The organism is Mangrovimonas xylaniphaga (assembly GCF_001280435.1).
GTDB lineage: Bacteria > Bacteroidota > Bacteroidia > Flavobacteriales > Flavobacteriaceae > Mangrovimonas_A > Mangrovimonas_A xylaniphaga.
In genome coordinates this window covers 224,259-239,313 of sequence record NZ_LBIP01000018.1, presented here as the reverse complement: position 1 = coordinate 239,313, position 15,055 = coordinate 224,259, and the positions used below count along the sequence as shown (strand labels likewise).

Here is a 15,055-nt window from a genome sequence, read left to right as displayed (position 1 = left end):
TTCAATTTTGAAACGCTTTTTTTATAACATATCTAGTTTATCAATTAGGACATATACTTTCCCTTTTTACTGCCTTCGTACATCACATATTTCACAAGTTTAGATTCCAACTTGGCATTGTACAATTGAATTTTTCTGGAAGGCCTTAACCCTACAAATTTCAAGGCGTCCAAATTAGACGTAATAAACCAAGCATCGGTTCCAGGATAGCTTTGCTTCAGCGTGTCCCCAATCGATTTGTAAAAACTTTCCATTTCTATATCCAAACGCTCGCCGTAAGGTGGATTAAACAACATGTGGAGTTTCTCATTTCCTGCCTTTTGGGTTTTAAAGAAATCCTCATGTTTTATGGTGATAAACTCTTCCAAGTGGGCATTTTTCACATTGTCCTTAGCCTTGTTCACTGCGCTTGGCGATTTGTCGTAACCTATAATTTTATGGTGAAAATCACGTGTCTTTTTCAATAGGGACTCTTCAATGGTTTCAAACAAATCGACATCCCAATCCTGCCAACGCTCAAAAGCAAATTCCTTACGCATTAGATTTGGCGGAATGTTACAAGCTATCATCGCTGCTTCAATTAAAATAGTCCCACTACCACACATTGGGTCCATTAAATCGGATTGGCCGTCCCAACCTGACAACATTACCAACCCAGCCGCAAGCACCTCGTTAATTGGGGCAATGTTAGTAGCTGTCTTGTACCCTCTTCTATGCAAAGATTCCCCTGACGTATCTAAGGAAATAGTGCATTGCTGACGATCGATATGCACGTTGATTTTTAAATCTGGAAAACGTAAATCCACACTAGGACGATGTCCCGTAGTGTTTCTAAATTTATCTACAATGGCATCCTTTGTTTTAAGGGCAATGTATTTGGAATGTGTAAACGTTTGGGAGTGTACAGTGGCATCAATAGCCAAAGAGCCAGTAGACTTCATATAATTCTCCCAAGGCATTTGATAGATTTTATCATACAAATCCTGCTCACTCACCACCCGAAACGACTTGATAGGTTTCAAAATCTTTATAGCTGTACGCAGCGCTAAATTAGCTTTATACATAAACCCCTTGTCTCCCACAAAGCTTACGTTACGTACACCAGGTTTTACCTCTTGGGCTCCAAGTTGCGTCAATTCATTAGCCAACAATTCTTCAAAGCCAAATAAGGTCTTGGCCACCATCTTAAAATTATTCTCCATAGTTTACTCCAAATAGATTGCAAAAATAAAGTATTTTTGTGGCACATAATAGCATTATGTAAATAGGTTGAAACCACAATCAACCAAGGTAACATCAAATGTTCCTTTTCTCTTGAAATATTTATGACAAAAGATACAACACAATGGTATGCGTCATGGTTTGACTCGCCTTTTTACCATATACTTTATAAAGACAGAAACCACCATGAAGCCCAACGCTTTATGGACAACCTAACCAAGTACCTCAACCTTTCAGACGATTCCAAAGTTTTGGATTTGGCCTGTGGGAGAGGTCGCCACTCCAAATATTTAAATTCACTGGGGTATGATGTTACAGGAATTGACCTTTCTGAAAACAGCATAGCCCATGCCAAACAATATGAAACCGAAACGCTTCGTTTTAAGGTTCACGATATGTGTACGCCTTATGAAGAGGAGTTTGATGCCGTATTGAATCTTTTTACAAGTTTTGGCTATTTTGATGAAGATGCTAGTAATCTAGCTACCATTACCGCCATCAAGAACAATTTGAACACCTACGGTTTGGGAGTGATTGACTTTATGAACAGTGATTACGTTATTTCGAACCTTGTTCCTGAAGAAACCAAAACTATGGAAGGCATCGATTTTCATCTTAAACGTTATGTGCAAGACGGTTATATCTATAAGGATATTTCATTTACACATGAGGGACATGACTATAACTTCCAAGAGCGTGTAAAAGCCTTTTCTTTGGAAGATTTTGAAGCGCTTTTTGAAGAAGCAGGCGTGTATTTGTTGGATGTTTTTGGCGGTTACAATTTACGAAAATTCTACAAAGGCAGCTCCGAACGTTTAATCATGATTTTTAAATAATTGTATCTTGGTAGTATGATTTATCAATATCTCTTGCCCATAATTGCTGTATTGTCTGGTATAGGCATTGTTATTGTCACAAAAAAAAGCAATACCCTTAATACAAAATTGCTATTGGCTTTTAGTGGTGCCTTTTTATTAGCATTGACCCTTTTTGAATTACTTCCTGAGGTATATGAGCATTTGGAAGCCAAACAAACTGGTCTCTTCATCATGTTTGGAATACTCTTTCAGGTGATATTGGAATTCTTTTCCAAAGGTGCCGAACATGGCCACGTACACATTCACAAGCATGAACATGCATTTCCTTGGGCATTGTTTATCAGCTTATGCATCCATAGTTTTTTTGAAGGATTTCCAATCCACGAACATAACGATATGGTCTATGGAATTTTAGTCCACAAAATCCCTATTGCCATTGTTATTACTGGGTTTTTATTGCATTCGCACTTTAGCAAACTTCAAATTGTAGCTTTCCTATCCATTTTCGCCATCATGACACCTTTGGGAACTTTATTGTCTCAAAGCTGGGAGTTGATTGCAGATTATATCACGATGATCAATGCTATTGTAATTGGAATATTTTTCCATATTTCAACTACCATTTTGTTTGAAAGCGACGAAGGCCACAAGTTTAGCGTTACCAAACTATTTGCTATCTTGTTTGGGATTGCCATAGCTTATATGATTTAAGAATACAGAAACAGCATTATCCATGTTTAGCAAAGAAGAATCGAGATTGATACGTCAGGAGTTTTGGACCAGTTTTGGAAAATCCTTCCCAAGAAAGTGGATTCTGTACGATACCAAGATTAAGGAGTTCAGTTTTAAATTTCATTTTGACACAAAAAAAGCCTTGGTCTCTCTGGATGTTGAAGGTGATTTGGAAAACCGCATTACCTATTGGGGACAATTGGAATCTTTAAAGACCATTTTATTGGAAGACTATTTACCAGAAGCTATTTTTGAAGAAGAACACCTATTGGAAAATGGCAAGGAAATTTCCAGAATCTATGTGCCGTTAGAACAGAAAGTATCCATTCACAACAAAAACACTTGGCAGGATGTGATGGTGTTTTTCAATACGACCATGGACCGATTTGAAACATTTTTTGAAGATTTCAAGGACGTTATTAAGTTGGATTAACCAATCTATATTACGTAAAGAAAAATCATAAAGAAATGGCTAATGGCACCAGCCAATACAAAAAGGTGCCAAATCACGTGGTTGTAAGGAATCCTATCTATGGCATAGAAAATAATGCCCAAAGTGTAAAAAAGTCCTCCTGCAAACAACAATGTTAAACCACCACTGGATACTTGTTCGGTTAAAGCTGAAAAGTCAAAAACAATCAACCAGCCCATCACCAAATAAAGGATTACCGAAAAAACTTCAAAGCGGCCCGTAAAAAACAGTTTCAAGAAGACTCCAAAAGCCGCAATCCCCCAAACCACCCAAAACAGGGGCCACCCCAAACTATGTGGCAAGGCAATTAAAAGGACGGGAGTGTAGGTTCCAGCAATAAGCAAATAAATGCTTATATGGTCCATAATCCTAAAATAGTGCTTCTTCTGTTCTTCCCTAATGCCGTGATAAAAAGTAGAAGCTAAAAACAGGACAATAATGGAAATACCGTAAATCACCACACTAAAAAGTCCCCAAGGAACACTGGAACTGCAAAAGACAACCAACAACACCAAACCAACAATGCCCAAAACCGCTCCTAAAGCGTGGCTGCTGGCATTTAACTGTTCTTCAAAATGTGTTTGTTTTCGCATGGACCCATCTAATTTTTCACATTGGTAACCGTCCATTTATCTGTAAGGTCGTAGTAGTCAAAATCGATAGCGGGTTCTTGACGAATCAACTGACCATTTTGAAAGGCGCGTTCCAGAATGTCTTCTATTAAATAATCTTCCTTCACATTCATGGGATCAAATTCTTCCTTTAGAGAAATGTCGAACAACCTTGCGGTGTTTTGAAACCAAAAGGCACGCCAACTATTGCGAAGATCCTTAATCAAATCGAAAGTAGTGCTCCCTGTTTGTCGATGGATAAGTTTCACTAAAATTTGCCCTTCGGTCCTGGTCAACTTTTTAAGTTCTGCTGAAAATTCATCCTCGATATAATGCTGAACCATTTTGGCGTATTTCTTTTTATCCCGATTGTTATCCAATTTGCCAATACGCTCATTAAGGGCTACCAATCGCTCTGCCGCCAATTTGGCATAAGGATATACTTTTATGGTTTTTCGTTTCAGGATCAAATAGCGCTTTCTCGCTTCTTTATCATCAAACTTTAGTTTGTGTAGTAAAATAACTTCATGTAAATCTATGGAAGTACGTGGGATGGAATCTCCTTCCACAATAATATAATCCACCTGTGTAGAATCTTGTTCTACAGGTTTCACTTGCGCCCATATGGCCAAGGGACAACTAACCATTATGTAGCAAAGCCACTTCATAGACAATTTTTAAATCCAAAACCATTCCAAATATAACAGAAAGTGCCTTTGGTAAAGGAATATTCTAATTCTACAGGTTTTAAATGTTAGGGTAAAATTAATAATTTACAGTCTCTAAAACCTTAAAATACTATTAATATTATATAACAACCTTATTTATTGATGCCTTAAAAAAACCATAAGCAATTCTTATGGTTTTCTATAAATGGCTTACAACTTTTTCCGGTTGTCGTTACTGTTCGTATCAATCAACTTGTTGTATGGGTCTACACCTACTTCTACAGGTTTTTCGTCTACTATAATTGAGATATGATTGTCTATTTGGGTAATCTTTTGCTTTTTCAAATAGAGCTCTGTTTCCTTTTTAACACCATTTACTTCCTCTTCTCCAAAAATTCCAATATCAATATAATCGGCCAATGGCACAGAATATTCCGGTTTCTTCATAGTTTCCGATTGGTATTGTAAAGAATCCTTTCCGTTATCGGAAAAGAAGCGTTTTCCCTTTTCGTCATTTCTATATTTGCTCACCTGAAAATGAATATCAACCTGGTATTTTCCGTTTTCCAACTCTGTAGAAGTGACATCTGCCACTCTATTTTCATAAAGGGTAATGGTTTCAAACATGTCCTTGATAACGTATTGCAGACTGTCTGGAGTCACTTCCTTGATATAATCCACCATTTCCACGGAAGTCGTGTAAGGCGCTTCTTGAAACTTCACCTTCTCCACATAAGCTTTCAAGGCATTGTTCAGTTTTTCTTCGCCTATATAATCGCTTATAGCATAGAACACCAAAGAACCTTTTTGGTAACGGATATAACCTTGCCCATCGTTGTACATCAATGGTTTTTCACGTTTAGACTCAAAGGTACGCTGGGTTAAATAATCATCTAAAGCCTCTTTTAAAAACTTGCGCATTTGGCTCTTGCCCTGTTGATGTTCCAACACTTTAAGTGACACATACTCTGATAAACTTTCAGACAACATAGTAGCTCCTAACACATCGGCACCAATTACTTGATGTGCCCACCATTGGTGCGCCACTTCATGCACCGTAATGGCAAATGGATAATCTACCCCACCTTCTTCTGTTTCATCCACATCGGCAATAAACCCTACACCCTCAGAAAACGGAATGGTATTAGGAAAGGACTGAGCAAAGCTGCCTCCCGTTCTTGGGAATTCTATAATGCGTAATTGTTTATGCTGATAAGGGCTAAAATTCTTGGTATTATACTCTAGAGAGGCTTTCATCCCCGCCATCATGCGGTCCAAATTGTATTCGTGCCCTTTGTGGTAATAGATTTCCAAATTCACATCCTTCCATGTATCCTTTTTCACTTCATATTCAGCAGAATTGAATCCGTAAAAATTCAAGATTTTACTGTCCATTTTATAATGGAAATAACGACGGCCATTTTCTGTCCATTCCTTTTGTAAATATCCCGGTGCAATCGCTATTTGATCTTCGGAAGTACTTACCGTAGCTTCAAAATCTACCCAATCCGAATCTTTGCCAATATAGGTATTGCCCAATGCCGTAGAATCGGTTGGCATTGGCTTGAGTTCATTTGGAGGCAGATCATATTTCTCACGGATTTTATTGTCTTGCAACTCTCCGCCATTATATCCCAGATTTGGAAAAATCTGAAAGTTATTGATAAATGTCCCATTGTGTCTTACAGGCGAATTCTTTTCCAACAAACTATTGGGTTTATTCTTCACCGTAAAACTCAAGGTAAGACTATCGCCTGGCAACATAGGCTGCTTCAGCTCATAGATATCGAAATTGTAGATGGTATCTTCAGACACCAAAGTATTTGGCTTATCAAATTCAAAAGTGCTTGGATAACTATTGTGGTTTAAAAAAATGCTATCGATAGCCACATCGGTTTTATTGATCATTACATATTCCCCAGAAGCATCAAAATTGAGTTGCTTCGGAAAAATATTCACATTGGCCTTCACAGCAACAATTCGAGGCTGAGCGGCATTCTCATATTTCTTATAGGTTTTCTCCCATTCCACAGTCCTAAGCTCTGATTCTTTGGAAGAAATTCGGGTATTCAAAATATTGTTCTGATAATAAATTCGAAATCCGAGTGCCAAAAAGCCAATTACAAATACAGAAAGTAAGATGGTCATTTTAAGGGTCAATCTTCTTTTCGCAATTTGTATGCGCTCCTTAAATGAATCTGGTAATCCTCGCACCCAAAATAGTGCCGTAAAAACCAATAGCACCAAACCGCAGAACAACCAATACAGTTTGTAAATCATGTAAAGACCAAAGGAATCCCCATAACCGTTCATATCGGAATACGCGTATCCAGGGCCTTGATTATATTTAAAAATAGCCTGCTCCACTCCCGCCAAACTCAACAATGGCATACCTATAGCTAATACAATCAATACAAACAGCCCCAAGTAAGGATTTCTCATAAGGGTTTGCACAAACATTGACAAAAAGGCCCAAATGGCATAGCTAATGAAACTCAACACAAACAGTTCGTACACATAATGCCCAATTTCAAAATTGTAATAGCCATTATAGATTTGAAACAACATTCCAGACGCCATGATAATGGCCAACATCACCAATTGCATTTTTAACAAGGCAATGAATTTAGACAGGAACAACGTCCAGTTTGGAATAGGAGTTACATCTATTAAATCTTCCATTCGGGTGATATTACCTCGGTGTACCAACAAACCTGCATATAAAAATGTACAGATGTTGATAGCAATCACAAATGCCGAACCTCCATTCAACATCTTCCAAGTAACGGGTAATGTAGGTGTTCCGAAGAGGTTGCCAATTTCAGAAAGTGAAATCAAAACAATGATCAAACCAACAATCAATATGCTAATAAACGGCCAACTTTTCACAATGTAGAGAAACTCCATATTGGACAATTTCCACATAGTTTTTAGGTTTTGAAGAAAGGAATAATCAAAACTCACCTTTGGAAGGTTGATTTTTGTAATGCCTCCAAAATTGCGTTTAACCGAGCGTTCTCCCTTATCTTTTCTAAACGAAAAACTAACGGCATTTTGACTAAAGGAAAAGAATTTGTATACCAATCCAAAGATCAGAGAAGCAATCCCCAGCCACAACAAACGGTTATAGATAATGAGCCCTTTAAAAGGTAAATGCCATTCGTTCTGTTCGGCAACGGTCCAATATCTTACATAATAATCTGCTGCAGAAGCGCCATAAGGATCCAACATGGCTGCTAAGGCCCTGTTATCTGAATCCGACAACAAACCTTCCATCAAACCTTGAATAAAGATTAACAGCACGATGGTGATAAACCCCGCTGCAATATTCCGGGTGAAGGTTACTACAGCAAAAACAATGGCACCAAAAAGCAATACATTAGGAAGAATATAGACCAAGTAGGTATACAAATAAGATTGCAAATCGAAAGGGGCCACCAGTTCAGAATTGGTTCCAGGAAACCTGAAACCTATAAACATGCCTATCCCGATAACAAATACAATTCCGGTTACCACCACAATAGCACTGAAGAATTTGGCAAACAAATAATTGGCCTTGCTAAACGGGTAGGAATACAAAATGGTATGCATTTCACTTTTATAATCCCTGTAAATGGAAATTCCAATTATGGATGGAAACAAAAAGAAAATAAAAATGGTTAAAGCATTATAAAGGTTGAAAATCCCTATAGGTGAGTTGACAATTCGTGAGGACCCTGTGGTAACCGTGACACTGTCAAAAATTCCTGCCGATGCAGACGCCATAAAAAAGGCCAACACAAAAAATATGGCAGCGTAAATATAAGTGGCTGGCTTTTTTAGCCAATAACGAAGTTCGTGTGTAAATATCGTGAAGAACATAGATGTATTTTTAAATTAGAAAATGACAAGACTTTCCTGTTTGCTTAGGAATCTATTGGTTCGTCCTGTTTCAAGGCTATAAAATATACATCGTCCAATTGCGGTTCGGCAGCAACAAAATCATCGGCTGGAAGTGTGTCTGAATGCACCCGAATATTCAAGGTATTATCTTCATTGTAATTAGAAGAAAGTACATTGTACATAGCTTCCATTTGCTCCAACTCGTCACGCTCTACAACTTTGGTCCAAATCTTTCCTCTAAGTGATTCCCTTGCCTGGGTTGGCGTAGCTTGCATTAAAATTTTCCCACCATTTAAAATAGCCATATCCGTGCACAATTCCTTTACGTCTTCCACAATATGGGTTGAAAAAATGACGGTACAATTAGTCCCGACTTCTCGTAAAACATTTAAAAAGCGGTGTCTTTCTGCCGGATCCAAACCTGCCGTGGGTTCATCAACGATGATCAGCTTAGGATTGTTCAATAGCAGCTGTGCAATACCAAAACGCTGTTTCATACCTCCCGAATAACCTGCAACATGCTTCTTTCTTACATCATAAAGATTGGTAATCTCCAAAACCTCCCGAACCAAGGCATTACGATCAACCTTGGAGGATACGCCCTTTAAAGTGGCAAAATAATCCAAAAGTGCTTCGGCCGACATTTTAGGGTACACTCCAAACGATTGCGGTAAATATCCCAACACTTTTCGCAATGCCATTTTATCTTCCAACACATTGATGTCTCCAAACATGATAGAGCCGGAATCTGGACTCTGAAGGGTGGCTATGGTTCGCATTAAAGATGACTTTCCCGCTCCGTTTGGCCCCAATAAACCAAACATTCCGGTGCCTATTTCCAGACTTAAATTATCAATGGCTTTTACCCCATTTTTATAGGTTTTAGTAAGATCTTTAATGACTAATTTCATAGGTATATTATTTAGCAGTTCTGTTTTAGAGGTTATAAGTGTAAAAATATAAGGTTTTGTTACAAAAAATAGTTTTGCTAATGTTGAAACTGAAGAAATCCTAGTATTTTTACGGAAATCTAACAACTAATATCTATGGCAAACGACAGCTTACTCAATAAAAAATCATTAGAATTCCTAGAAAACTATTTAAACAATGCATCTCCAACAGGTTACGAATGGGAAGGCCAAAAACTTTGGATGGACTACCTAAAACCTTATGTGGATGAATTCATTACTGACACCTACGGAACTGCTGTAGGAGTTATCAATCCTGAAGCCAAATACAAAGTGGTTATTGAAGGACACGCCGATGAAATTTCTTGGTATGTAAATTATATTACAGACAACGGATTGATCCACGTCATTAGAAATGGAGGTAGCGATCACCAAATTGCACCGAGTAAAATTGTTAATATCCACACGAAAAAAGGGATTGTAAAAGGGGTTTTTGGATGGCCTGCTATCCACACCCGTGATAGAGCTAAGGAAGAAACTCCAAAAATAGAAAACATCACCATAGATGTTGGAGCCAAAGACAAAGCCGAAGTTGAAAGCATGGGGGTGCACGTGGGATGCGTGATTACCTATCCAGATGAATTCCACATCTTAAACGGCGATAAATTTGTATGTCGTGCCTTGGACAACCGAATGGGAGGTTTTATGATTGCGGAAGTGGCCCGTTTATTAAAAGAAAACAAAAAGGAATTACCTTTCGGACTCTATATCACCAATTCAGTTCAGGAAGAAATTGGATTGCGTGGTGCTGAAATGATTACCCAAACCATCAAACCAAATGTGGCCATTGTTACCGATGTAACCCACGATACCACAACGCCAATGATCGACAAAAAGAAAGAAGGTCATTTGGAATTAGGATTGGGACCTGTAGTGGCTTATGCACCTGCAGTACAACAAAAATTACGCGATTTAATTACTGATACCGCCGAAGCTAACAAAATACCGTTCCAAAGATCGGCTTTATCACGTGCAACAGGAACCGACACCGATGCTTTTGCATATAGTAATGGAGGTGTAGCCTCTGCACTTATTTCCTTACCGTTGCGCTATATGCACACTACTGTGGAAATGGTACACAGAGACGATGTTGAAAACGTCATTCGATTGATTTATGAAACCTTATTACAAATAAAAGACGGAGAAACTTTCTCATATTTTAATTAACTTATTCCCGCGAAAGCGGGAATCTTGTTTTATATACAGCATGGACGAACTTATAGACATTGTAACCAAAGAAGGGACACTTACCGGAGTATCCTGTCCAAAATCCGAAATCCACACCAAAGGGCATTACCACAACACGGCACATATATGGCTATACACCAAAAATGGAGACATTTTATTGGCACAACGCAGTTTTGAAAAAGCCATTTGCCCAGGCATGTGGGATGTTTCCGTGGCAGGTCATGTAGATGCGGGTGAAAGCATTGAAGAAGCTGCCATTCGTGAAACGCAGGAAGAATTAAGCCTAGACCTAAAACAAACCGACCTAGATAAAATTGGCGTTTTTGAGTGCTTTCAGTCCTACCCCTTTGGTATTACGGATAATGAATTTCACCACACCTATATCGCCGAATTACAGGTTCCTTTGGAAATTTTAAAGCCCCAACCTGGTGAGGTGGAGGCTTTAAAATTGGTAGATATCGCCACTTTCAAAGAGCTTTTAAAAAATAGCGGCAACAACGATCATTTTGTGCCTTCCAACCGTGCTTACTACGAAACGGTTTTGGAAGCTATTATAAACCGTCAATAATCCAAAATTGATGCAATTACTTCTTATGGCCACGGCGCCAGTATTCATTATCATTATTTATGTTTACTTAAAGGACAAATACGAAAAAGAACCCAAACATCTTTTGTTGTTCAGTTTTTTACTGGGAAGCATCGTGAGTATCATCATCACCAGTATCCTGTATTTTGGTTTCGACATGATACTCCCTCTCAATAATAGCTACAGCATTTTTGAGCAATTTATAAAGGCCTTCTTTGTGGTTGGGCTTACCGAAGAATTCAGCAAATACATCATTGTGCGCTATTATGCCCAAACCAAAGCCGATTTCAACGAACCCTACGATGGCATCATGTACAGCGTTATGGTTTCCATGGGATTTGCCGCTACTGAAAACATCATGTATGTTTTGGAAGGAGGTTATCAAATTGCCTTGATTAGGGCATTTTCAGCAGTTCCTGCACATGCCACTTTCGGAATTATCATGGGCTATTTCATGGGGAAAGCAAAATTCTCAAAAAGCCGTATCAAGTTGAATTTGGCAGGCTTGTTTTTTGCGATTCTGTTCCATGGCGCTTACGATTTCTTCCTGTTCATCCATTTTGTTCCTGGCATCTGGATTGGGGCTGTCATCTCGTTGTTATTGGGAATTGTCCTCTCCAGAAAAGCCATCAAAACCCATCAGGAAAATTCTAAATTTAAAGTCCCAAAATAGGGATTGGGCAGCATTCTTTTTGTTAATTTAGTACTATGAAAAATACCATAGCCGAACGTATTGCCGACTTTTTAAAACGCTTCCCTCCTTTTGATTTGGTGAAGAAATCGGACCTTTTGGAAATTGCCAAACAAGTGACCATTACCTATTTGGAAAAGGGAAAAGTGATCTATGAAAAAGACAGCCCGTTACAGGACCATTTTTATATCATACACAAAGGAGCTGTGGTCTTGATAAAAGGCAATTATGGCTCTTCGGAAGTTATTGACAAATTTGACGAAGGTGATGTTTTTGGGCTTCGGCCATTGTTTGCCCAAGAAAATTATGCCATTACTTCCGTTACCGATGAAGAATCCATCCTTTATGGCATTCCTATTGAACTGTTCAGGCCTTTGGCTGCCAAAAACAAAAACATCGGTAATTATCTTATAGAAAGTTTTGCTTCCCATACCGAAAATCCGTTCACCAAAAAACACCACTTGGAGTTTTTTTCGGAAAGCACGGCCAGTGTTGAGGCTAGCAGTAATCTTTTTGAATTGCAGCCAATAAAATACACCAAGAAAATTGTAACGGCCACACCCAATACGAGAATCAAGACCATCGCCAAGATCATGGACGAGCACAATATTGGTTCTGTGATTATTGAAGAGAACGATTTGCCAATTGGGATGATTACCGATAAGGATTTACGCAAAAAAGTAGTGACTGGGCTTCATACCATTAACGAGAGTGCGTCCAAAATCATGAGCAGTCCTGTGCTTTGTTACCCTAAAAACATTACCATTGCACAGGCCCAAATTTCCATGATGAAACATCAAATTGGATATTTATGTATTACTGAGGATGGTACACCAAACAGCAAAATAGTAGGTCTGGTTTCAGACCATGATATAGTGTTGTTACAGGGAAATAGCCCTTCGGTATTGATGAAAGCTATTCAGCGATCAAACAACACCAAAGATCTCAAACGCATCAGGGAAAACATCACCCTTTTACTTCGAGGATATATCAAGTCCAATATTCCGCTTACACATACCAGCAAAATCATTTTTGAGCTTAATGATGCCACCATCAAACGGATCATTGAGCGTTGTTTGGAAAAGATGAAAGAAGAACCTCCGGTGAAATTCGCTTGGATGTCCTTAGGAAGTCAAGGACGCAAAGAACAATTACTTCAAACCGATCAGGACAACGCCATTGTTTTTGAAAATGTAAGTCCCGATCGTTTGGAAGACGTTAGAGCATACTTTCTAAAACTGGCTAAAAGGGTCAACAAGCGCCTGAATACTGTCGGATTTGAATTCTGTAATGCCGATATGATGGCCAAAAACCCAAGATGGTGTTTAAGTCTCGATGAGTGGAAAGCTCAATTTACTAAATGGACAACCAATACAGGAAATGACGAAATACTACTCTCTTCCATCTTTTTTGATTTCGATATCAGTTATGGGGATGCTTTGTTAACCAATGCTTTGGCGGAACATACCTTGAAGATTACAAAAAACAATTCTCTGTTCATGTCTAAATTGGGAACCAATGCCTTGAGAAGCGCCTCTCCTTTAGGATTTTTCAGACAGTTCTTGGTAGAAAGTGACGGTGAATACAAGGACTTCTTCGACATTAAAAAGCGAGGTCTGATGCCACTTATAGATGCTGCAAGATTGTTGACGTTGAACTATCAAATCAAGACCATCACCAACACGGGAGAACGTTTTGAAAAATTGGCAGAACTGGTTCCTGAAAACAAGGAACTCTTTTTAGCCTGCTCCTATTCTTTTAAGGCTATTCTTAAATTTAGGACCAAACATGGACTCATCAATAACGACGATGGCCGTTTCATTAAATTGGAAACCATGACAAAAGAGGAAAAATTGAAATTAAAACGTTGCTTTAAAACTATTAACAACGTTCAGGAATACATCAAAATGCGCTTTAACCTAGGTCACCTTTTATAATCGTGCCATGCTAAGTTTTTTTAGAAGAAATAAATCAAAAAACACCGAGACTCCCAAGTCTTACTACCCCGACTATTGGGAGCGTTATGCTGCACTTTTTGACCACGAACCTGAACTGGATTTACAAACCAGCCGCTTCGTAGTTTTGGATACCGAAACTACAGGTTTCGATTATAACATCGACAGGGTACTTTGTATCGGGGCCGTAGAGATTGTTAACAGACAGATCAATGTTTCCAATACTTTCGAAACCTATATCCGTCAGGAGCGTTTCAATGAAAAAACGGTGGAAATCCACGGAATCCTTAAACACGAACGCATTGTGACCTTTAGTGAAGATGAAGCTATTCAGCAATTTTTGGAATATGTGGGTAACGCCATTATTGTAGCCCATCATGCCCGTTTTGATATGACCATGATCAACGAAATGCTGAAGCGAAAAGGACTCCCCGTTCTTAAAAATAAAGTTTTGGACACGGTGAACCTTTACAGAGCCACACGCATCAAATCCAATTTCATTCAATACGACAAACCCTATACGCTGGACGAAATTGCCGAGAATTATATTTTGGACGTTTCCGATAGGCATACCGCTGCAGGAGATGCCCTAATTACCGCTCTTATTTTCCTAAAAACTACCGCTATTTTAAGTAATAAAAAGAAACTAACCCTCTCCAAGATGTTCAACCTGTAAAGGCAAAAATTACAGTTCTCTCAAAAACATACATTTTATATTCCCTATATTTAGCGCTTAAACAAAAATATATGGGAAATTTTAAAATTTCGGTTAATAATCAGCTGGACTTAGAAGTGGACACAGCTGAGGTTTCACAATTAAATGCCGTTAAAACTTCAAACACTGCCTATCACGTTCTTAGGAACCACAAATCATACCAAGCAGAAATCACCAATACCGATTTCAACAACAGAACCTACCAGGTCAATATCAACAATAATAGTTACAACATAAAAATTCACAGTCCTTTGGATACGCTCATTGAAAGTATGGGGTTTGCCTTGGGAAACACCAAACATGTTAACGAAATTAAGGCACCCATGCCAGGGTTGATTCTTGATATTTCGGTGGCCGTTGGAGACAGCGTTAAGGAAAACACACCTTTACTGATTCTTGAGGCCATGAAAATGGAAAATGTCATTACTTCTCCAAGAGATGGAGTCATCAAATCCATTTCAGTAGCCAAAGGAGATGCTGTGGAAAAAAATCAGTTGTTAATAGAATTTGAATAATTAAGAAAAGAGTTAAAGTTTTTGCTCTTTACC

14 protein-coding genes are annotated in these 15,055 nt (G+C 38.5%); 9 read left to right on the top strand and 5 right to left on the bottom strand.

The features are described from left to right. Positions 1-44: 44 nt before the first annotated feature. The gene (locus ZA06_RS12125) at positions 45-1,202 is read right to left on the bottom strand and encodes a THUMP domain-containing class I SAM-dependent RNA methyltransferase (protein ID WP_053977741.1); all 1,158 of its coding nucleotides are present in this window, start codon (positions 1,200-1,202) and stop codon (positions 45-47) included. 123 nt (positions 1,203-1,325) lie between these two features. Between ZA06_RS12125 and ZA06_RS12120 the strand changes: the two genes are divergently transcribed. From ZA06_RS12120 to ZA06_RS12110, 3 genes are read left to right on the top strand one after another with little or no spacing between them, the layout of a single operon-like run. Then, positions 1,326-2,057, top strand: a complete 732-nt coding sequence (locus ZA06_RS12120; protein ID WP_053977740.1) for a class I SAM-dependent methyltransferase — start codon at positions 1,326-1,328, stop codon at positions 2,055-2,057. Positions 2,058-2,075: 18 nt separating this feature from the next. Beyond that, a complete protein-coding gene (locus tag ZA06_RS12115) occupies positions 2,076-2,750 on the top strand; it encodes a ZIP family metal transporter (RefSeq protein WP_082332033.1) in 675 nt (224 codons plus the stop codon). A gap of 22 nt (positions 2,751-2,772) precedes the next feature. Beyond that, a complete protein-coding gene (locus tag ZA06_RS12110; RefSeq protein WP_053977738.1) occupies positions 2,773-3,204 on the top strand; it encodes a DUF4268 domain-containing protein in 432 nt (143 codons plus the stop codon). Positions 3,205-3,209: 5 nt separating this feature from the next. On the opposite strand, the gene trhA is transcribed toward ZA06_RS12110, so the two are convergent. The 4 genes from trhA to ZA06_RS12090 all read right to left on the bottom strand — a co-directional run bounded on the left by trhA (position 3,210) and on the right by ZA06_RS12090 (position 9,315). Beyond that, the gene (trhA, locus tag ZA06_RS12105; protein WP_053978078.1) at positions 3,210-3,836 is read right to left on the bottom strand and encodes a PAQR family membrane homeostasis protein TrhA; all 627 of its coding nucleotides are present in this window, start codon (positions 3,834-3,836) and stop codon (positions 3,210-3,212) included. Positions 3,837-3,844: 8 nt separating this feature from the next. Beyond that, positions 3,845-4,522 carry a DUF4294 domain-containing protein gene (locus ZA06_RS12100; RefSeq protein ID WP_053977737.1) on the bottom strand — a complete coding sequence of 226 codons (678 nt, stop codon included), beginning with the start codon at positions 4,520-4,522 and terminating at the stop codon, positions 3,845-3,847. 210 nt (positions 4,523-4,732) lie between these two features. Continuing rightward, the gene (locus ZA06_RS12095) at positions 4,733-8,383 is read right to left on the bottom strand and encodes an ABC transporter permease/M1 family aminopeptidase (RefSeq protein ID WP_053977736.1); all 3,651 of its coding nucleotides are present in this window, start codon (positions 8,381-8,383) and stop codon (positions 4,733-4,735) included. Between the two features lie 44 nt (positions 8,384-8,427). Further along, positions 8,428-9,315, bottom strand: a complete 888-nt coding sequence (locus ZA06_RS12090) for an ABC transporter ATP-binding protein (RefSeq protein ID WP_053978077.1) — start codon at positions 9,313-9,315, stop codon at positions 8,428-8,430. A gap of 135 nt (positions 9,316-9,450) precedes the next feature. Here ZA06_RS12090 and ZA06_RS12085 point away from each other — a divergent pair, with 135 nt between their 5' ends. The 6 genes from ZA06_RS12085 (at position 9,451) to ZA06_RS12060 (ending at position 15,022) form a co-directional block, all read left to right on the top strand. Beyond that, positions 9,451-10,539 carry a M42 family metallopeptidase gene (locus ZA06_RS12085; RefSeq protein WP_053977735.1) on the top strand — a complete coding sequence of 363 codons (1,089 nt, stop codon included), beginning with the start codon at positions 9,451-9,453 and terminating at the stop codon, positions 10,537-10,539. A gap of 40 nt (positions 10,540-10,579) precedes the next feature. Continuing rightward, positions 10,580-11,128: an NUDIX hydrolase gene (locus ZA06_RS12080; RefSeq protein ID WP_053977734.1), complete on the top strand. Its 549-nt coding sequence runs from the start codon at positions 10,580-10,582 to the stop codon at positions 11,126-11,128. A gap of 10 nt (positions 11,129-11,138) precedes the next feature. Next, entirely contained in the window at positions 11,139-11,819 is a 681-nt protein-coding gene (locus ZA06_RS12075; protein WP_053977733.1) for a PrsW family intramembrane metalloprotease, read from the top strand. A gap of 35 nt (positions 11,820-11,854) precedes the next feature. Beyond that, a complete protein-coding gene (locus ZA06_RS12070) occupies positions 11,855-13,774 on the top strand; it encodes a DUF294 nucleotidyltransferase-like domain-containing protein (protein WP_053977732.1) in 1,920 nt (639 codons plus the stop codon). A 7-nt stretch (positions 13,775-13,781) separates the two neighbouring features. Then, the gene (locus tag ZA06_RS12065; protein WP_053977731.1) at positions 13,782-14,468 is read left to right on the top strand and encodes a 3'-5' exonuclease; all 687 of its coding nucleotides are present in this window, start codon (positions 13,782-13,784) and stop codon (positions 14,466-14,468) included. 71 nt (positions 14,469-14,539) lie between these two features. Next, on the top strand, positions 14,540-15,022 hold the full coding sequence (locus ZA06_RS12060; RefSeq protein WP_053977730.1) for an acetyl-CoA carboxylase biotin carboxyl carrier protein subunit: 483 nt from the start codon (positions 14,540-14,542) through the stop codon (positions 15,020-15,022). The last annotated feature ends 33 nt before the right edge of the window (positions 15,023-15,055 follow it).